Source organism: Bartonella sp. DB5-6, from assembly GCF_000278115.1.
Classification (GTDB): Bacteria; Pseudomonadota; Alphaproteobacteria; order Rhizobiales; family Rhizobiaceae; genus Bartonella; species Bartonella refiksaydamii.
Window position 1 is genome coordinate 207321 of sequence record NZ_JH725115.1, and the last position, 18878, is coordinate 226198.

Below are 18878 nucleotides of genomic sequence, written 5' to 3' on the forward strand. Positions count from 1 at the left end.
AACTCCTGATACATACCTTAATTGCAAAAGGTATAAGCGCTAGGTTAGTGTTAACACACGGTAACTTCCTGCCTTTTTCCTTAATACAGGAAGAAAGATTAGCGCTTGGCCGGAAATTACCTTGACGACATCATCCAATTATACGCGTTTTTATGATCGGATCAATAAAAGTGCATGCAATTGCAAATGTTGCTTCTATACTCAATTCTGACGTATCAAGCAAGTGGGCGTTTTTTGCTGGTTTGAGCGGGCTGTGTCTACGGGTTATATCGCGCTCGTCGCGTTGTTCAAGTTGAGCTAGGATTTTATGATAATCTGCTTTGGCTCCTATTTTTAAAATCTCCTGATAGCGGCGTTTTGCACGTGTTTGAACATTGGCTAAAACATAAAGCTTAATATCGGCATTGGGACAGACGACAGTGCCGATATCACGCCCATCAAGCACACTACCGGGCAAAATTTTAGAAAAGTTACGTTGTTTAGCGACAAGAATTTCGCGTACAGTAGGGATCAGTGCTATTTTTGAAGCAGCTTCACCAAGTTCATGAGAAGAAAGAAGGGCTGGATTTAAAGTATTAAAATCAAGTTCTGCGGCACAAGCAAGAGCACTTTTTTCATCATCGAGAGCCAATTTTTGTTGTAGAAGTGCTTGGGCAACACCGCGATAAGTAAGACCAGTATCGAGATGACGAAGAAGATAATGTGTAGCAATTTTTCGTGCTAATGTTCCTTTCCCTGAAGCTGCCGGTCCATCAATTGCAATAACAAAAGGTTTCAAGCGATTTTCCCCCCAAGTCGTTTTATGAAAGGGATAAATTCTGGAAAGCTGGTAGCGATCATCTGTTTATCATCAATAGTAACGGGTTTTTCTGATGCCAGCCCAAAGACAAGAAAACACATAGCAATTCTGTGATCAAGATGCGTGGTGACGTGTCCACCACCTAGTCCTTTTGCGGAGTTTTTTCCGTGAACAATGAGAAAATCTTTACCTTCTTCGCATTCTACATGATTCATTTTTAGCCCTTGCGCAAGTGCAGATAGTCGATCTGATTCTTTAACGCGTAATTCTTCAATTCCTAGCATGACTGTTTTGCCTTCAGAAAAAGCTGCGGCTACCGCTAAAGCGGGATATTCATCAATCATTGACGGAGCGCGTTCTTTAGGCACAGTTACACCTTTTAGCATTGATGATCGTACTAGCAGATCAGCAACATCTTCTCCACCTGTTTGGCGTTGGTTCAAAAGCTCAATTTGAGCTCCCATTTCCCATAAGGTTTTGATAAGCCCCATTCGAGAGTCGTTTATAAGAACATTTTCAATGGTGATATCAGAGTCTTCCACAAGGAGGGCGGCAATAAGCGGAAAAGCCGCAGAAGAGGGATCACCTGGGATATCAAGAATTTGTCCAGTAAGGTGTGGTTGGCCATTAAGATGAATAAAACGCGTACCTTCAGCATCTGTTTCTATCTCAAGTTCAGCACCAAAAGCTTTTAACATTTTTTCTGTATGATCTCGTGTGAGAGTGGGCTCGATAACAGTTGTAGTGCCGGCGGCATTGAGTCCAGCAAGGAGGATTGCTGATTTAACTTGGGCGGAAGCCATTGGTAGACGATAGCGAATCGGGTTAGCCATTTTGGGTCCATAAAGCGTTAAAGGGAGACAGTTGCCATATGTTGCTTCGATTTCAACACCCATTAAACGCAGTGGATCGAGAATACGCCCCATAGGGCGTTTGGAGAGAGAGGTATCACCGACAAAGGTTGTTTTCATATGATAAGGGCCCACCATTCCCATAACGAGGCGTGCACCTGTTCCAGAGTTCCCAAAATCTAAAGGGCTTTGTGCTTCTAAAAGGCAACCATTTCCTGTTCCACGAATGACCCAGAGACCGTTTTTCCTAATAATACAAGCGCCTATAGCTTGCATAGCAGCAGCTGTATTGAGAACGTCATCACTTTCAAGAAGTCCATGAATGTGTGTTTCACCACTTGCTAACCCTCCCAATATAAGAGATCGATGGGAGATTGATTTATCTCCTGGTATTTTAATTTTACCAGAAAGACTGGCAGATTTATAGGCAGTTATGGGTATTGCTTTTTGCATAGAAATTCTATTTAATCTTGTCTGCGTTTTGTTAAATTACGCTCCTTTTAGCACATGCTTTAAAAGGCGTCATGAAGAAATCCATGTGGCACTATGTTTTTATCTTTGACAAAGACATTATTTTTTGATTAAGCACCATGAAATTTATCTTTTCATGGAATTACAATTAAACAAAGAGGCATGGTTTATGGCAAAACAGGATCTTGGAACTAAGCGTATTGATCCAGAAACGGGAAAGAAGTTTTATGATCTTAATCGCGACCCTATTGTGTCGCCTTATACAGGAATTTCTTATCCGCGTTCTTATTTTGAGGTTGCAGCAGCTGAAGCAAGTAGTGAAGAAGAAGTTGATACGGAAGAGCTTGATACAGCACTTGAAAAATCTGCCTTTATGCTTCTTGAAGAGGATGGTGACGATTCTAAAGATGATGATCTTCCTGATTTGGAAGATAGTGATGTGGATCTCGGTGATGACGATGATACGTTTTTGTCTCACGACGAAGACGATGAGGATGATGACGTTGCCGATATTCTTGGAGGTGGTGTTTCTAACAATGATGATTCTTAAAAAGAGCGAGAGGGCATTCTTTTCATTGAATGCAAAATCTTCTTGATCTTCGATTTTTATCGTTCTACAAAATTTCTCTAATGTTTTTTGCTATTCTTTCAGGGAAGAAATCTGTCTTTATGTGGGGCTATAGCTCAGCTGGGAGAGCGCTTGCATGGCATGCAAGAGGTCAGCGGTTCGATCCCGCTTAGCTCCACCAAAAAGATAAAAAATTTGGTTAATAAAGCAGTGGCAATTTATAAAAACACTTTGTACTCTGATTGAGAAGAATGATGCTTTCAATAGAAATTGTTTCAATGTAACTTCTACTTGTATTTTTCAATGATTTCATAAGGCGTTTCTTCAAAATTGTTCACTATGTTTGTTCGTTTATAATATTCATAGGATTTATTGTAATAAAAACGAAAAAACATGTTGGTGATATTCTTCCGGTGTATACAAAAACACGAGCTGTTTAGCATTCGTGATAAAAGTATAGAAAATAAAAAGCTTTTAGATTAGAAAGTTATCACCGATAAAGGTTGTGTTATAGGATGAACCAACCTTTCCCATGACTAGGTAAATGCCTATTTCAACATTGCTTCACTCTTAAAGGTTTATACAGCCAAGAGGCAGGTATTCGCAATTCTACAAATGATAGAGATCATTTTTCTTAAAAACAATATTATTGGAGGTCCTTATTGTATTATGAACAATGACTCTCGAATGGGTCTATGCGTAGCTTTAATTTTGTGATTTAATTATCCCGATAGAGGCATTTTTCTCTTTTTCACGTAAGAGTTCTTGTCTTTAAGACTGGCTTGCAGCACAACAGAGAAAATGGAATTATTTGAGGGGAAAAAAATAATGCCTTCTTACCGTTCAAGAATATCGACTCATGGGCGAAATATGGCAGGGGCTCGCAGTCTCTGGCGTGCAACAGGGATGAAAGAGACTGATTTTGGTAAGCCCATTATTGCGATTGCTAATTCTTTTACACAATTTGTACCAGGGCATGTCCATTTAAAAGATCTTGGGCAACTAGTGGCACAAGAAATAGCTGTTGCTGGTGGTGTCGCGAAGGAATTTAACACAATTGCTGTAGATGATGGAATTGCCATGGGACATGATGGAATGCTTTATTCTCTGCCTTCCCGTGAAATTATTGCTGATTCTGTTGAATATATGGTCAATGCCCATTGTGCTGATGCTCTTGTCTGTATTTCCAATTGTGACAAGATTACGCCTGGCATGTTAATGGCTTCTTTACGCCTGAATATTCCAACAATCTTTGTTTCAGGTGGTCCTATGGAAGCGGGTAAGATTAAATGGAAAAACCAAAATCTTACGGTTGATTTAGTTGATGCTATGATTGCAGCTGCTTCAGAGCATAATTCGGAAGAAGAAGTTGCTGAAATGGAACGTGCTGCTTGTCCTACATGTGGTTCTTGCTCAGGAATGTTTACTGCTAATTCTATGAATTGTCTGACCGAGGCATTAGGGCTTTCTCTTCCAGGAAATGGAACAATGCTAGCAACACATACATATCGTCGTATGCTTTTTGAAGAAGCTGGACGACAGATTGTTACATTGGCCAAGCGTTATTATGAAAAAGGCGATGAAACAGTTTTGCCGCGTTCTATTGCTTCGCGTAAAGCTTTTGAAAATGCAATGACTGTGGATATTGCTATGGGAGGGTCAACCAATACTGTTTTGCATATTTTAGCTGCGGCACAAGAAGGTGAGGTGGATTTTACTATGACGGATATTGATCGCCTTTCGCGCCGTGTTCCCGTTTTATGCAAAGTTGCACCTTCTATAGCGAATGTTCATATGGAAGATGTACACCGCGCTGGTGGTATTATGGGACTTTTAGGAGAATTAGATGCAGCTGAACTTATCGATACATCTGCTTATACGGTGCACGCAAAAACGATGAAAGAAGCTCTCAGTCGTTGGGATGTGAAGCAAACCAATGAACCAGCGATTCATGAATTTTATTGTGCAGCTCCAGGAGGGATTCTAACCCAGACAGCTTTTAGTCAATTTTGCCGCTATGAAACTCTAGATCTTGATCGTGAAAAAGGTGTGATTCGCGATAACGAACATGCGTATTCGCAAGATGGAGGATTGGCAGTTCTTTATGGAAATCTTGCAAAAGATGGCTGTATTGTAAAAACAGCAGGTGTTGATCAATCAATTTTAACTTTTAAAGGTCCAGCAAGAATTTTTGAAAGTCAAGATTCAGCTGTTTCAGCGATTTTGAATAATAAAATTAAATCAGGTGATATTGTTGTAATTCGTTATGAAGGTCCACGTGGTGGTCCTGGAATGCAAGAAATGCTCTATCCCACGAGCTATCTCAAATCTAAAGGATTAGAAAAAGTTTGTGCACTTATAACGGATGGTCGTTTTTCGGGGGGAACTTCAGGGCTCTCGATAGGACATGTTTCACCAGAAGCTGCTGAAGGAGGAGCAATTGCTTTGGTAGAAGAGGGAGATATTATAGAAATAGATATTCCTAATCGTACCATTCACATGGTAGTCGATGACGTTGAGATGATGCATCGTCATGGCAAAATGGAAGCAAAAAAACAAGCAGCTTGGCAACCAGTTGAAGAGCGTAAGCGTAAAATCTCAAAGGCTCTCAAAGCATATGCAGCTATGACGACGTCTGCTGCTAAGGGAGCAGTTCGTAATGTTTGATGAGATGCAGAGTTCATTTTGTGAAAGCTAGGGTTTTTAGAGATTTTTTTATCTGAGAGCCAAGAATTGATCTTAAGAAATACCATGCATAGGCTTTTGTTGTCTATGCATTATGCTTACCAAGATACATTTGGTATAAAAAGAAATAAAAATAATACTATGAATGATCGCTATGCGTGAAGAATAATTATGAAAAAGTGTTTTGTTTAAGATTTCCTATAGGGAAGTATTTTTCTCAAGTTGTTTAAGGCAATAAAGTGCTTCTAAAGCTTGCTTAGGAGAAAGTTCATCGGGATGAATATTTTCTAAAGCTTCATGAATTATGCAATGTCTGTGTGTTTTTTCATTTATAGAAGATACTGTTTTAAGAGAAAACAGAGGTAAGTCGTCAATTAATTTATGTCCTTTTTCAGCCATTTCGCTTTGTTCTAATTGGTGCAGAACATTTGTAGCACGAGTAATAACTTCCGCGGGAAGTCCAGCAAGTTTTGCCACTTGTACGCCGTAGGATCGATCAGCAGCTCCTGGCGTGACTTCGTGAAGAAAAACCACATCACCATCCCAATTTTTGACTTTCATGGTTACATTATGAAGACGATTAAGTTTTTGGGTGAGGGCCGTCATTTCATGAAAATGTGTGGCGAGAATAGCACGACAATGGTTAACTTCATGAAGATATTCAACAGCTGCCCAAGCAATGGAAAGTCCATCAAAAGTTGATGTTCCTCGTCCAATTTCATCAAGAATAACGAGGGAATGGTGACTTGCATGATTAAGAATCGTTGCTGTTTCGACCATTTCCATCATGAAGGTTGAACGCCCCCGTGCAAGATCATCAGAAGCACCAACACGACTAAATAAGCGGTCAACAACACCGATGTGGGCTGAAGTTGCAGGGACAAAGGAGCCCATTTGCGCCATAATGGCTATGAGAGCATTTTGCCGTAAAAAAGTTGATTTTCCTCCCATATTTGGACCTGTCAAAAGCCAAATTGCCGCATATTGATGACCTTCTTGGGGGGAGAGATCACAATTGTTGGCAACAAAAGGTTCTACTGCTTGCTTTCGTAATGCTTGCTCGACGACAGGATGGCGCCCAGCGGTAATATGAAAGGTAAGTGAATGATCAATTACAGGACGACAATATCCCTGTTCTTCAGCGAGATGTGCTAACGCCACAGATACATCCAAAACAGCAAGAGCTTCAGCAGCTTTACGGATGAAATCAACCTGTTCAATAATTTCATTAACAAGGATATCAAAGATTTCCAATTCAATTGTTAATGCGTGGTTGGCAGCGTGAGCGATACGGCTTTCAAGGTCAGCGAGCTCTGTTGTGGTAAAGCGCATAGCGTTTGCCATCGTTTGCCTATGGATAAAACGGGCTTTTGCTTGTGGACTGTTTGTAAGCGCAGGAGCTTGTATGCTGGTTACTTCAATAAAGTAGCCTAGGATGTTGTTGTGCTTGATTTTGAGTGTTTTAATATCTGTTTCTTGGGCATATTGTGCCTGAAGTTCAGCAATGACACGACGAGATTCATCACGTAAAGCACGCATTTCATCCAGTTCTTTATGATACTTAGGACGAATAAAACCACCATCACGTTTAAGCAATGGAAGATCATCGGCTAGTGCTTGTTCTAAATGAAAGTGCAAAGCAGTAGGTAAGTGAGAGAAAACCTGCTGTACGTCGCTTATTTCTTGAGGAAGCAATGCATCGTTAAGAAGCTGATGAAGTTCACGAATGATTTCAAAACCGCGTAGTATTGCGGCCATATCACGAGGACCTCCCCGTCCAAGAGCTAACCGAGAAACTGCGCGTGGCATATCTGTCCCCCCTTTTAAAATGAGCTTTACAGCTTCTGCAAGGGATGTATTGCGTAGAAAAAAGGAGATCGAATCTAGACGATACTCAATAGCTGAAGGTGTGGTGAGAGGAGCAATGAGGCGATCGACGAGAAGGCGTGATCCACCACCTGTTACAGTACGATCAATAGCTTTTAGTAAGCTTCCATCTCGTTGACCTGATGTGGTTCGGATAAGCTCAAGACTCAGCCTAGTTGCTGCATCAATGAAAAGAGTAGCGCTTTCATTTTGGCGTTCAGGGCGCATGAGAGGAGGGCGATGCGTGATTTGCGTTTTTTCGATATAACGAATAGCAGCGGCAATAGCGGAGAGTTCGGTGCGTGAATAATCGGCAACACCCTCAAGGGTTAAGAGTTTAAAATAACTGCAAATATCACGTTCAGCGGTAATTGTATCAAAGAGATTAGCGGGTTGAGGTGAAACAATGCGATCGAGAACATTAAAAAGTGACTTGTGGGATTTATCATGAAAAAAAGAGTCAGCAACAATGATTTCTTGTGGGTCCACACGCATAATGTCTGTCAAAAGTTTTTCATGGCGGCTTTCTGTTACACGAAATATACCTGTTGAGATATCAATCCAAGAAAGGGCAAAATCTTCTCCGTCACTGGTTTTGATACGGGCAAGTGTCATCAGATAATTTGCACGCGTTGGATCAAGAAGCTTTTCTTCTGTTATAGTTCCAGGGGTGACAAGGCGAACCACATTGCGTCGAACAACGGATTTTGAACCACGTTTTTTTGCTTCTGCAGGATCTTCTGTTTGTTCACAAACAGCAACACGATAACCGCAGGCGATCAATTTTTGCAAGTAATCATCTGCAGCGTGAACGGGTACACCGCACATAGGAATATCTTCACCCAAATGTTTGCCACGTGTTGTGAGTGTGATTCCTAAAGTTTGAGCAGCTTCAACCGCATCATTAAAAAATAGTTCATAGAAATCACCCATCCTATAAAAGAGAAGAGAATCGCTATTAACTGCTTTGATTTCTATATATTGCTCCATCATAGGTGTGAGACGCTCTTGGTGGGGAGCAGATGAGGACGTAGGTTGTGGGATTAAATTGTTTTTATGGTTAGTTTTCTTATCCATTTTACGCGCTCGTTTTTTCAAGTGAGGCTTTGACGCCATTTTTTGTTTACTTCAATGTTTATCTTCATTATCTCTCAATTGAACGCATGAACAGGTTCATTAAAGCAAGCATAGTGATTTATGGCATATGAATCAAATTTTAAAATCGTATAATGATATGTATTATCAAGCAGAATTTACACTGTTTTTGGAGAAAATTAAGTGAGATGAAAAAAAGAGAGCAGGATCAGAAAATGCCTCAAATGGTTTATAATGCCAGTGAGCAAGAAGCCCTTGATTTTCATAGTCGTGGTCAGCCTGGAAAGCTCGAAATTATTGCTACCAAACCTATGGCAACGCAGCATGATTTAGCACTTGCTTATTCGCCAGGTGTTGCTGTTCCGGTTAAAGCAATTGCGCAAAATCCAGTGTTGGCTTATGACTATACGGCAAAAGGCAATCTTGTTGCTGTTATTTCAAATGGAACAGCTATCTTGGGTTTGGGCAATTTAGGTGCGCTTGCATCTAAGCCGGTGATGGAAGGCAAAGCAGTGCTTTTTAAACGCTTTGCAGATATTGATTCTATTGATCTGGAAGTTGATACTAATGATCCAGAGAGTTTTATCAATTTAGTGCGTCATTTGGAGCCCTCTTTTGGTGGTATCAATCTTGAAGACATTAAAGCACCAGAGTGTTTTATGATTGAAAGCCGCTTACGTGAAGTTATGAATATTCCTGTTTTTCACGATGATCAACACGGTACAGCGATTATTGTGGCTGCCGGTGTGCTCAATGCCTTATCTTTAACGGGGCGCGATATGCAAAATACTCGGTTAGTTTGTAATGGCGCTGGTGCTGCTGGGATTGCTTGTATTGAACTGATTAAGGTGATGGGATTTCGACCTGAAAATATTATTTTATGTGATACGAAGGGTGTTGTCTATGAAGGTCGTGAAGAGAGAATGAATCAGTGGAAGTCTGCTCATGCCATTCGAACAGATAAGCGTACACTTGCTGAGGCAATGGAAGGCGCTGACATGTTTTTCGGGGTTTCTGCTAAAGGCGCTATTACTCCTGAAATGGTAAAGTCGATGGCACCACAACCGATCATTTTTGCTATGGCTAACCCTGATCCAGAAATTACGCCAGAAGAAGTTATGAAAGTGCGTGGTGATGCCATTGTAGCAACAGGTCGTTCAGATTATCCAAACCAGATTAATAATGTTCTTTGTTTTCCCTATATATTTCGTGGTGCGCTTGATGTGCGTGCGACGGTTATCAATGAAGATATGAAGATTGCTGCAGCAAGGGCACTTGCGGGCTTAGCTCATGAGGAAGTACCTGACAGTGTTGCGGAGGCTTATCGTGGAAAGCGGTTAAAATTTGGTCCAAATTATATCATCCCTGTTCCTTTTGATCCGCGCTTGTTCACGGTTGTTTCAATGGCAGTGGCAAAAGCGGCAATGGAAAGCGGTGTTGCGCAAAAACATATTGATGATTTAGAGGCTTATGAGCGTGATTTGAGGGCAAGACGTGATCCCACTTCTTCTGTGATGCGTGGAGTTTATAATCATGTTCGTCAAGCGCCCAAACAAATTGTCTTTGCAGAAGGAGAAGAAGAGCAAGTAATGCGGGCAGCTGTTTCTTATGTTCATCAAAAACTAGGACAAGCAATTTTGATTGGTCGTGAAGAACAAGTGAGAGAAACTGCTGCTATTGCTGGCATTGATCTTGAGCGTGAAGGTATTTCTATTATGAACGCTAAGCTTTCTTGTCGCACGGACGCTTATGCGAATTATCTTTATAAAAAGATGCAACGCCAAGGTTGGTTATTGCGTGATTGTCATCGCCGTGTCAATAATGATCGCAATTATTTTGCTGCGTGTATGGTAGCATTAGGGGATGCTGATGCAATGGTTACAGGGGTGACGCGCAATTATGAAACAGCATTGATTGATCTACGCCGAGTGATTGATGAGAAACCAAAGGAACGGTTGATTGGTATTTCAATGGCTATTTGCCGTGGCAGAGCAGTGTTTATTGCCGATACGGCTATTTATGAGGCTCCTAACGCTGAAGAACTTGCTGATATAGCAGAACAGACAGCTTCTTTTGTTAGAGAATTTGGATATCAACCAAGAGTAGCATTTGTAGCATTTTCTACTTTTGGTTATATGAAAGGACAAGTTACGCAGCAAATTCAGGATGCTGTTAACGTGTTGCATAAACGCAAAGTTAATTTTGAATTTGATGGAGAAATAAGTGCAGATGTAGCGCTCAATTTGAAATTGATGCAGCAATATCCCTTTATGGGGTTAACGGAACCAGCTAATATTTTGGTAATGCCTGGATATCATGCCTCTTCCATTGCTAGCAAAATGTTGCAAGAGCTTGGTGAAGCAACCATTATTGGGCCTATTTTGATTGGATTGGAAAAATCTGTTCAAATTGTACCGTTTAGTGGAAACGATACGGATGTTGTCAATATCGCAATGCTAGCGGCTTATCATGCGAAAAAGTTATAAAAATAAAGGCCTCTGATATTTCAGGGCCTTTTTGATAATGAAAAACAAATTTTTAAGATGATTGTGCGTGACTCTGATTGTCTTTTTGTTCTTCAGCAATACGCTTTTGAAATAATGCTGCAAAATCAATCGGATCAATCCACAGAGGTGGAAAACCACCATTTTGGGTAGCATCAGAGATGATTTGCCGAGCAAATGGAAACAAAAGGCGCGGACATTCAATAAAAACAAGAGGCATAACATGTTCTTGTGGAATATTTTGAATATGAAAAACACCACCGTAAATCAGTTCCACATGAAACAACGTTTCAGCGTCATCATTGGCTTTGACGGAGAGGGATAAAACAACATCATAATTGTCATCACCAATTGGATTAGCATTGACATTAATATTGATATCAATTTGTGGTGCCTTATCACGTGGACGTAGTGAACGAGGAGCCTTTGGGTTCTCAAATGAGAAATCTTTCAAATATTGAGTTAATACAGCAAAAACTGGCTCTCCACCACAGTTGTTTACTTCACTTTCGGCCATACTACAAACCTCTCATTTTATTAATTATGTATATTTCTATTTTAGACCTAAAAATCAAGGTGGTTATCATGCCTTACAAAAGGTTGCAAGGAATGCTTCCCTTGTCTTGATTATTTTTTACGTCCATTACAGATTTTTTAGGCATTTCAATGATTGTCATCATTTTTACGCCATGGAGATTCTGTGGTATCATAGATTTTGTAATCTTCTGCTTTAAGATCAATTATTTTTTCAGAATCATTTTGAGCATTGGTTTTATTTTTAGTATGGGTGTTTATTTTGTTTCTAAATGATGAAAAGAAATGCCAGATAGTAGAACGGATGGGCTTAATAAGAAGTAATATTCCCAAAATATCACTTATAAAGCCGGGAAGGATAAGCAAAATCGCACTAAGAATGATGAAGGCATCATTGATGATATTATTCTCTACTGTATGCCCTTGAATAATTTCACGTTGTATATTTTTTAAAATGCTAACGCCTTGAGTTCGCAGCAAAATAACTCCAGCGATTGTTGTGAAAACAACCAAACTCAGAGTTGCTAGAATTCCAATTTCTTTTCCGACAAAGATAAAACCAGCGATTTCAATCAAGAGAACGCTGAGGAGAATAATGATAAAAAAGCGAGGATTTATAGGGTAAGAGTTTATCACATAAAAATTCCCTTCTCAATTTTTAGGGTAGAAAATTATAAGAGCTATTCTTTTAAACATACCTGAATAAAGGCTATAAAAATACATAAGATGCTATAAAAATATTTGAATAGTAGATTCCCTATTTTACATGTTTATTAATAAATGATATTGACAGCGATGTTTATTACAGATCAGTTTAAGTTTGGAGATTGACAGCTCCCATGGAATTTGACTTCATATTTGTCATAGCTCTTGTTATTATGGTTGTCGTTTTTGTGCAACTCCGTAATGTATTAGGAAAACGGATTGGTTTTGAAAAGCCTCCCCTTGATCCTTATTCACGTCGTTCTAAAAAACAGATTGAGACAGAAACGGTTGAAAATATTGTTTCGTTCCCTCATCAAGGCTCTTCACAGAAGAGCGATTTTAGCGAAATTGACGCTATTTCACCAGAAGGAAGTGCACTGAATGAAGGTTTGCGGGCGCTTTACAAAATTGATCCTCATTTTTCTCCTCAGTTTTTTATAAAAGGTGCTCAAATTGCTTATGAAATGATCGTAACAGCTTTTGCTAAAGGTGATCGCGACCAACTTAAAAGGCTACTTTCTCAGGATATTTTTGAGAGTTTTTGTGCTGCCATTGAAAAACGCGAAAACAACAATGAAAGAATCCAATTTACTTTTGTTGGAATTAATAAGATCGAGTTTGTCTCAGCAGCAATACAAGACAAGGACGAATTTTTGACTGTGCGGATTATCAGTGAAATGATTTCTGTAACCTATAATGAGCAAGGAGAGTGTATAGACGGTGATCCTGATGCTATTGTAGAAATTAGGGATGTTTGGACTTTTGTCCGCAATAGCTTATCGTCGGATCCAAACTGGAAACTTTTGGCAACAGAAGATGAGAATTAAAATCTCTTTTTTTCATAAGATCATATAAATAAGATTTACAAGAGATTGAAGATTGAAATGTCTACGGATGAATGGAGACAAAAAAGGGATTTATTAATTTCACAAGATCGTCTTTTATGGGAGATGGTTTGTCGTACTACAATTCCGCTTCATGATAAGCTTCATTCTTCTGCTGCAAAAGGTATTGTAAATATTGACAGTAAAAAACAGCCAGTAACCCCAATCTTTTCATTGTTGCAGAGAGACCAACAGGGATCGACAGAGATTAAAAGAGAAAAGGGAACGGTTGCACAAGCACATAATATCCGTTTCTTTGATCATATTGTACATCGTAAAATTGCCAAAGGTCATTATCCACTTGAGGCGCGTCTTGATCTTCATGGGTATGGGCAAGAAGAAGCTTATTTTTTCTTAAAAAAGTTTCTCCAATCATCTCAGCAGAGTGGATTACGTTATGTACTTGTAATTACAGGAAAAGGAAAATCTCTTGGGAGCGATGGTGCTTTGTATAAGTTTGTTCCTCATTGGTTAACAACACCGGCTTTCCGGTATTATGTTCATGCATTTGAGCAAGCGGCTCGCCAGCATGGTGGGGGAGGTGCACTTTATATTTGGTTGCGCCGTTTTTTACCAAGAAAAGAGGGATGATATTATTTTGTCCATTTCGGATTTAATATTGATTTTATCAGCTATAGTATTTTGCAAGCTATATTGTCTTAGGAGGATGTGAGAGCGCAAAGTTGTATCATGATATTTGCGCCATTGCGTCCAATTTTTACAGACAGCAATTCTACTTAAGTCATTTTATAAGAGGATTGCTGTTATCACCAGAAAACATTTGTAGAATAAATAATCGTATCAAGATTATCCAAAGTACTACAGGGGTTTTGAAAGATTCCGTTTTTTCTTAAGCAATTAAACGTTTGTTTGCTAGCTTTATTTTTGATTATTTTGGCTAGCATAGCAGCATATTGGGATTTTAGGGTGTTATGTATGTCATCAAAATCACAATATTTTGTCTTCGCTTTTTTCTTTGGGGTATGTACGATAACAAAGATGTATCACTACCATTCTTCTGTTTATAAAATAACAGACTAGCGTTCTCATTGTATTTACTATCTATGGTACTGTACCTGTTATCGCATGAAGACGAGTTCATAAGAGCTATTTTTGTAAACAGCATATAGTATGAATACTGATTTGAACAAGCGTATGATTGTGTAGGCAATAAAAGAGCGAGATACACAAAATGTTTTAACGGTTGATGTTAACTGTTACTAAGTTTCAATTATATAATAAAAAGGGTTTTAGCTGCAATCAACATTTTCTTTTTTGTAAGGAATATTGGGTCACATTTTTGTTTCAGAAAATTCTTGCGGTTTAAAACGATACGTTGTTGAACAAAACTCACATGTAACTGAAATATATTTATTTTTAACCATTTTGTTATGTTCATCAGTGGGAAAGACTTCCAGTATTTCTTTAATTTTTTCGCGTGAACAAGAGCACTGATCTACAAGAGAAAAAGGATTAAAAACTCTAACACCTTGTTCATGAAAAAGACGGAACAATAGCTGTTTACTGCCGACTTGGGGATCTGTCAATTCTGCACTCTCAATGGTAGCCATCAGTGCTTTGGCTTCTAGCCATTGGTTTTCAAGCCGATCATACGTTTTGATTTCTTCTCGTTTTTTATCGGGTTCATATGCTTTATGATGAGACGATTCTTGAGGTAAAAGTTGGGCCAAAATACCTCCTGCCCGCCAGCTTTTCTTTGGTTTTCCTTGTTGGTCTCGATTGATTAATACAGCAACTGCCAAATGAATATCGGTAGGAATTTGTTCCGATTGATCAAAATAGGTATGGGAAGCTTCTTGTAAATTTTCTCCCTCTAATGCAACTATCCCCTGATAGGGTTGTGTGTGTGCACCTTGGTTGATGGTAAAGGCTAAAGTACCTCTTCCCAAGAGAGTTTCTGAAGATATTTGATCATTAGCTATTGCTTGTGCTAACAGTTCTTTATCAAAACGAGCATAACCGCGTAGACTAGAAGGAGGAGAGAAATCACACACTAACATATTAACCGGCCCGTTGGTATGGGTTTGTAAAATAAATTTTCCCTTAAGTTTCAGAGAGGTTCCAAGAAGAACGGTTAAAATTAAAGCTTCTGCTAGAAGGTAAGAAACTGGTTCAGGATATTGATGTCTTGTGAGAATAGAATTTAAAGTTTCTCCAAGTTGTACGGCACGCCCACGGATATCAAGTTCTTCGACTTGAAAGGGAATAACAACATCATCCCCACTCAAGCAGATATTGTTGAGAGAGTCTTCATTTTTAGTTTTTTTACCTTCTTCACTCATATCTTCGCCTTTTATATGATTTGTTTTGGCAGGCTATTGTGGAGAGAAAAATGCATCTTGTAAACACCAAGAAAAAATTGCTTTTTGAGCATGAAGACGATTTTCAGCTTCGTCGAAAACAACAGAAAGCGGTCCATTGGTCACAGAATCTACGACTTCTTCACTACGATGAGGAGATAGACAATGCATAAAGAGGGCGTAGGGTTTAGCTAATTTCATTAAAGCTTCATTAACTTGGAGGCTGGAAAATAAAATGACTACAGGCGCGAAATTCTCGCCCCATGGGAGAGTATGTGTTGGTTATAATGCAATCAACATCTTTGGCAGCTTCTTGAGGATTGTTTGTGAACGTAATATTAGCTCTGCGTTCGCGTGCCAAGTTAACATACTTTTCTTGTGGTTCATTGCCTTTTCATGTAGCAAGGTGTAAGTAAAAATTAAAGAGAGTTATTGTCATCTCTCATCCAAGCAAATGTTTTGCCGGTGATTGGTCCACGATGTTCTTTATAGGTTAGGATATCTGCTAGAATTTGGCAAAGATGTGCATCATCTGTGGGAGCATGAGTAGTAAGAATCTAGGCATACTGTGCTAATTCGAGCATCCGGTAATGTGCTGTTGTGCGTATTATGATAATATTCATAAAACGTGATAATATACATGCTGTGTCGGTGATAGTTTAGCTATAACAGAACTGCATTTCTGAGCTTGTTAACATGATCGTGTTCCCACAAAGCTAACGCATACCGATATAAAATGAAACACGGGTTCGTGTGGACGGTTTTTCAAAAATCATTGCTCGTGTTTTACTAACGAAAGGTTTTGAATTTTTCCTGTATTGAAAGATGCTTTGAGGGTTTTAGCATGGTCAATAAGTGTGCGTGCTATTGGTGGGATTAAAACAGATGAGTCGGTAAAGTGGCGAAGAGCATTTATCATGTTTATGATATCTGCCTTTTTGGGTTTGTTTGCGAAAGATAGGCAATTGCTTTTTCAATACGCTGCAAGCTTTCATCTATTTCTTCTTCCTTGATAATAAGGGGAGGCAATAAACGCACTACATTGTTATTGGCAGCAACACTTAGAACATATTCCCTTTCCAAGGCACTGACGACAACATCTGAGGGAACGACGCACTGAATGCCTACCATAAGGCCCACCCCCTGAATTGCACAGATAATATCAGGATAGGCATTGAGAATGGTCGAAAGTCCACTTTTTAGCTTATCCCCCATATGTTGAACATGATGAAGAAAGCCTGGTTCTAATATGATATCAAGAACACTGTTGCCTACAGCCATCCCAAGAAGATTACCGCCAAATGTTGAGCCATGGGTTCCTAGTATCATACTTTTTGCAGCTTTATCTGTTGCAAGACAAGCTCCCAATGGAAATCCACCACCTAGCCCTTTTGCAAGGGTAAGAATATCAGGTGTGATATCACTCCACTCATAAGCAAAAAATTTTCCCGTTCGTCCAATACCCGTTTGAACTTCATCCAAAATTAATAATAGATTATTATCATCGCATATTTTGCGCAAAAATCTTAAAGTTTCATGAGAGACCGTTCGTATTCCTCCTTCGCCCTGAATGGGTTCAATAAGGATAGCTGCGGTGTTTTTATTGATAGCATTACGTAAAGCGCTTTTATCACAAAAAGGAACTTGAATAAATCCACCAGTTTTGGGACCAAAACCCTCAAGATATTTTTCGTGCCCCGTAGCAGCAAGTGTTGCAAGTGTGCGTCCATGAAATGCACCTTCAAAAGTAATAATTTCAATGCGTGTTGGTTGACCAGATGCATAATGAGTGCGACGAGCAGTTTTGAATGCACATTCTAATGCTTCAGCGCCAGAATTGCAGAAAAAGACCTTATCAGCAAAGCTATTTGCACAAAGCCGTGCAGCAAGAGCCTCTTGTTCGGGTGATTGAAAAAGGTTGGAAATGTGCCAAAGTTTTTCAGCTTGTATTTTAAGGGTCTCGACAAGTTTTGGATGCGCATACCCTAATGCATTGACAGCAATGCCAGATGTTAAATCAAGATAACGCTCTCCTTTATCGGAAATAAGCCATACACCATTGCCTTGTTTGAAATGCAAATTACGTCGAGCAAAACACTTATAAAGTGACTGTATAGCAGTAACGCTCATCATGATTTCCTTTATATTTTAAACGTTGCTATACAATAAACAAAAAATGCTGCAAGTAAAAAATGTCGTATCTTCAAAGTATAGCGCGCTCAGCGTTTCATTACAATCAATTACCACTCCTACATGATAGATCACCGTTGCAAGGATTGGTAAAAAGTCAATAAAGGTTCTGCAAGAAACATTTGTAGGAAAAAGTCTTAAGCAAATACAATAATTTAATCTATGATGAATTCGCAAGTTGGGGAAAACATTCTAAATAGACTCTTCAAGAGAAAAAGGCTCTTGTCAGGGAGTCAGTGCGTATTGTAGTTTAAATCAACAAATGGGATTGTGGTTCGGTTTGTAAATTCCATAGGCTGAGTGGATTTTTTTTGTGCTCGAGTAGAGTTATAATTTTTTTATTCAACTGGTTGGAGATATTCTTCAAACATTTGAAGATGCAATGGAGGCCTCTCAATGAGGTGATCAGAATGGAGTGCTGATATGGGTTGGACATGTGAACGCGTTGAGCTTCTTAAGAAGTTTTGGAGTGAGGGTTTAAGTGCAAGTCAGATTGCAGCTCAATTAGGTGGGGTTAGTAGGAATGCTGTAATCGGTAAAGTACATCGGTTAAAGTTACCGGGACGCGGTAAGACAGCACAAGGAGTGACGCGTGCGCAAAAGACACCAGCTACCCCATCATCTTCGCGTGTACGTCGTACTACACCGACGATATTGCCAACGGATGTTACATCTTGCAGTGAGGGAGAAACAGCTTTAAAGACGGAGTTTATAGCGGAGGATGTGACAGAGATTGATGTGTCCGCGAAGTCAAGCGTAGTTGTACCTATATCACGTCAGCTTAATCTTTTGCAATTGAGTGAAAATACATGTAGATGGCCAGTTGGTGATCCTTTGGCAGCGGATTTTCATTTTTGTGGTGCCGATTCTGGTGAAAATAGTCCTTATTGTGCTTTTCATGCTAAAATAGCATTTCAGCCAATATCTGAAAGACGGCGGATAAGAGTATAATAAATGTTTGCAATGTAATCTCGTATTGCCTTCTATTATGCTTTATCATTAAATATATAAGCTGCTGAGAGAGAGAAGTTTGTGAAGATGGGGTTTGAATGAATGTGAGAAATTCTTTCTGTAAAAGCGCTCATTCACGTGTTATTCTTTCGTATCATTACATGATTATGTGCCGTAAAGGTGCCAACAGTTATCCACTTTCACTGTCTTTTTTAATTTAACTTTATGGATTTCCAAAGCATCCAGAACGATATTCTTAATGGAGGTTATATAGAGCTTCACGTTTTTGTTTTTTGCGTTCCTTAATAGGATTGTGGCTTCATGAAGAATAGCGCACCACTTGTTCATTTATTTACGTACTTGTTTTAAAGAGATCTTTTTTCTTTCCCTCAATCTCATTGGTCGTGAGAATGGGATAATGCAAGATCTATGGGATACGAACATTTTTATGCTT

General features: G+C 39.3%; 13 protein-coding genes, 1 tRNA gene and 1 pseudogene. 7 read left to right on the forward strand and 8 right to left on the reverse strand.

From position 1 onward, the window contains the following. Nucleotides 1–130 precede the first annotated feature (130 nt). Both cmk and aroA read right to left on the reverse strand, forming a co-directional pair. Nucleotides 131–778 (reverse strand): (d)CMP kinase, encoded by a 648-nt coding sequence (gene cmk / locus MCO_RS02225; protein WP_007552342.1) that lies wholly within the window; start codon nucleotides 776–778, stop codon nucleotides 131–133. Beyond that, entirely contained in the window at nucleotides 775–2103 is a 1329-nt protein-coding gene (gene aroA, locus MCO_RS02230) for a 3-phosphoshikimate 1-carboxyvinyltransferase (protein ID WP_007552343.1), read from the reverse strand. Before aroA ends, cmk begins: the two co-directional genes overlap by 4 nt. Before the next feature lie 187 nt (nucleotides 2104–2290). Here aroA and MCO_RS02235 point away from each other — a divergent pair, with 187 nt between their 5' ends. The 3 genes from MCO_RS02235 to ilvD all read left to right on the forward strand — a co-directional run bounded on the left by MCO_RS02235 (nucleotide 2291) and on the right by ilvD (nucleotide 5356). Further along, entirely contained in the window at nucleotides 2291–2671 is a 381-nt protein-coding gene (locus MCO_RS02235) for a TIGR02300 family protein (protein ID WP_007552344.1), read from the forward strand. Between the two features lie 123 nt (nucleotides 2672–2794). Then, nucleotides 2795–2870, forward strand: a tRNA-Ala gene (locus MCO_RS02240). Between the two features lie 647 nt (nucleotides 2871–3517). Beyond that, nucleotides 3518–5356 (forward strand): dihydroxy-acid dehydratase, encoded by a 1839-nt coding sequence (gene ilvD / locus MCO_RS02245; protein ID WP_007552347.1) that lies wholly within the window; start codon nucleotides 3518–3520, stop codon nucleotides 5354–5356. A gap of 216 nt (nucleotides 5357–5572) precedes the next feature. On the opposite strand, the gene mutS is transcribed toward ilvD, so the two are convergent. Continuing rightward, nucleotides 5573–8317, reverse strand: a complete 2745-nt coding sequence (gene mutS, locus MCO_RS02250; RefSeq protein WP_007552348.1) for a DNA mismatch repair protein MutS — start codon at nucleotides 8315–8317, stop codon at nucleotides 5573–5575. Nucleotides 8318–8523: 206 nt separating this feature from the next. On the opposite strand from mutS, the gene MCO_RS02255 reads away from it, so the two are divergent. After that, on the forward strand, nucleotides 8524–10821 hold the full coding sequence (locus tag MCO_RS02255; RefSeq protein WP_040298629.1) for an NADP-dependent malic enzyme: 2298 nt from the start codon (nucleotides 8524–8526) through the stop codon (nucleotides 10819–10821). Nucleotides 10822–10873: 52 nt separating this feature from the next. On the opposite strand, the gene secB is transcribed toward MCO_RS02255, so the two are convergent. Both secB and MCO_RS02265 read right to left on the reverse strand, forming a co-directional pair. Continuing rightward, nucleotides 10874–11356 (reverse strand): protein-export chaperone SecB, encoded by a 483-nt coding sequence (gene secB / locus MCO_RS02260; RefSeq protein WP_007552350.1) that lies wholly within the window; start codon nucleotides 11354–11356, stop codon nucleotides 10874–10876. Nucleotides 11357–11502: 146 nt separating this feature from the next. After that, the gene (locus tag MCO_RS02265; protein WP_007552351.1) at nucleotides 11503–12009 is read right to left on the reverse strand and encodes an FxsA family protein; all 507 of its coding nucleotides are present in this window, start codon (nucleotides 12007–12009) and stop codon (nucleotides 11503–11505) included. Between the two features lie 203 nt (nucleotides 12010–12212). Between MCO_RS02265 and MCO_RS02270 the strand changes: the two genes are divergently transcribed. After that, nucleotides 12213–12905, forward strand: a complete 693-nt coding sequence (locus tag MCO_RS02270; RefSeq protein WP_007552352.1) for a Tim44/TimA family putative adaptor protein — start codon at nucleotides 12213–12215, stop codon at nucleotides 12903–12905. Between the two features lie 57 nt (nucleotides 12906–12962). Beyond that, nucleotides 12963–13553, forward strand: coding sequence for a Smr/MutS family protein (locus MCO_RS02275; protein WP_007552353.1), 591 nt, complete (start codon nucleotides 12963–12965; stop codon nucleotides 13551–13553). 701 nt (nucleotides 13554–14254) lie between these two features. Here the strand turns inward: MCO_RS02275 and MCO_RS02280 are convergent. From MCO_RS02280 to MCO_RS02290, 3 genes and pseudogenes are all read right to left on the reverse strand, one after another. After that, the gene (locus MCO_RS02280; protein ID WP_007552354.1) at nucleotides 14255–15265 is read right to left on the reverse strand and encodes an Hsp33 family molecular chaperone; all 1011 of its coding nucleotides are present in this window, start codon (nucleotides 15263–15265) and stop codon (nucleotides 14255–14257) included. 33 nt (nucleotides 15266–15298) lie between these two features. Further along, a pseudogene (locus tag MCO_RS02285) lies at nucleotides 15299–16202 on the reverse strand (ornithine carbamoyltransferase). Nucleotides 16203–16204: 2 nt separating this feature from the next. Then, the gene (locus MCO_RS02290; RefSeq protein ID WP_007552357.1) at nucleotides 16205–17413 is read right to left on the reverse strand and encodes an aspartate aminotransferase family protein; all 1209 of its coding nucleotides are present in this window, start codon (nucleotides 17411–17413) and stop codon (nucleotides 16205–16207) included. Nucleotides 17414–17896: 483 nt separating this feature from the next. On the opposite strand from MCO_RS02290, the gene MCO_RS02295 reads away from it, so the two are divergent. Then, nucleotides 17897–18424, forward strand: a complete 528-nt coding sequence (locus MCO_RS02295) for a GcrA family cell cycle regulator (RefSeq protein WP_007552359.1) — start codon at nucleotides 17897–17899, stop codon at nucleotides 18422–18424. Nucleotides 18425–18878 lie beyond the last annotated feature (454 nt).

Excerpts from the sequence above, each read along its gene's own strand:
- MCO_RS02275 (WP_007552353.1), top strand. The coding sequence starts at position 12,963 with ATGTCTACGGATGAATGGAGACAAAAAAGGGATTTATTAATTTCACAA.
- MCO_RS02270 (WP_007552352.1), top strand. The coding sequence starts at position 12,213 with ATGGAATTTGACTTCATATTTGTCATAGCTCTTGTTATTATGGTTGTC.
- MCO_RS02280 (WP_007552354.1), bottom strand. The coding sequence starts at position 15,265 with ATGAGTGAAGAAGGTAAAAAAACTAAAAATGAAGACTCTCTCAACAAT.
- mutS (WP_007552348.1), bottom strand. The coding sequence starts at position 8,317 with ATGGATAAGAAAACTAACCATAAAAACAATTTAATCCCACAACCTACG.
- MCO_RS02290 (WP_007552357.1), bottom strand. The coding sequence starts at position 17,413 with ATGAGCGTTACTGCTATACAGTCACTTTATAAGTGTTTTGCTCGACGT.
- aroA (WP_007552343.1), bottom strand. The coding sequence starts at position 2,103 with ATGCAAAAAGCAATACCCATAACTGCCTATAAATCTGCCAGTCTTTCT.
- secB (WP_007552350.1), bottom strand. The coding sequence starts at position 11,356 with ATGGCCGAAAGTGAAGTAAACAACTGTGGTGGAGAGCCAGTTTTTGCT.
- MCO_RS02235 (WP_007552344.1), top strand. The coding sequence starts at position 2,291 with ATGGCAAAACAGGATCTTGGAACTAAGCGTATTGATCCAGAAACGGGA.
- MCO_RS02295 (WP_007552359.1), top strand. The coding sequence starts at position 17,897 with ATGGGTTGGACATGTGAACGCGTTGAGCTTCTTAAGAAGTTTTGGAGT.
- ilvD (WP_007552347.1), top strand. The coding sequence starts at position 3,518 with ATGCCTTCTTACCGTTCAAGAATATCGACTCATGGGCGAAATATGGCA.
- MCO_RS02255 (WP_040298629.1), top strand. The coding sequence starts at position 8,524 with ATGAAAAAAAGAGAGCAGGATCAGAAAATGCCTCAAATGGTTTATAAT.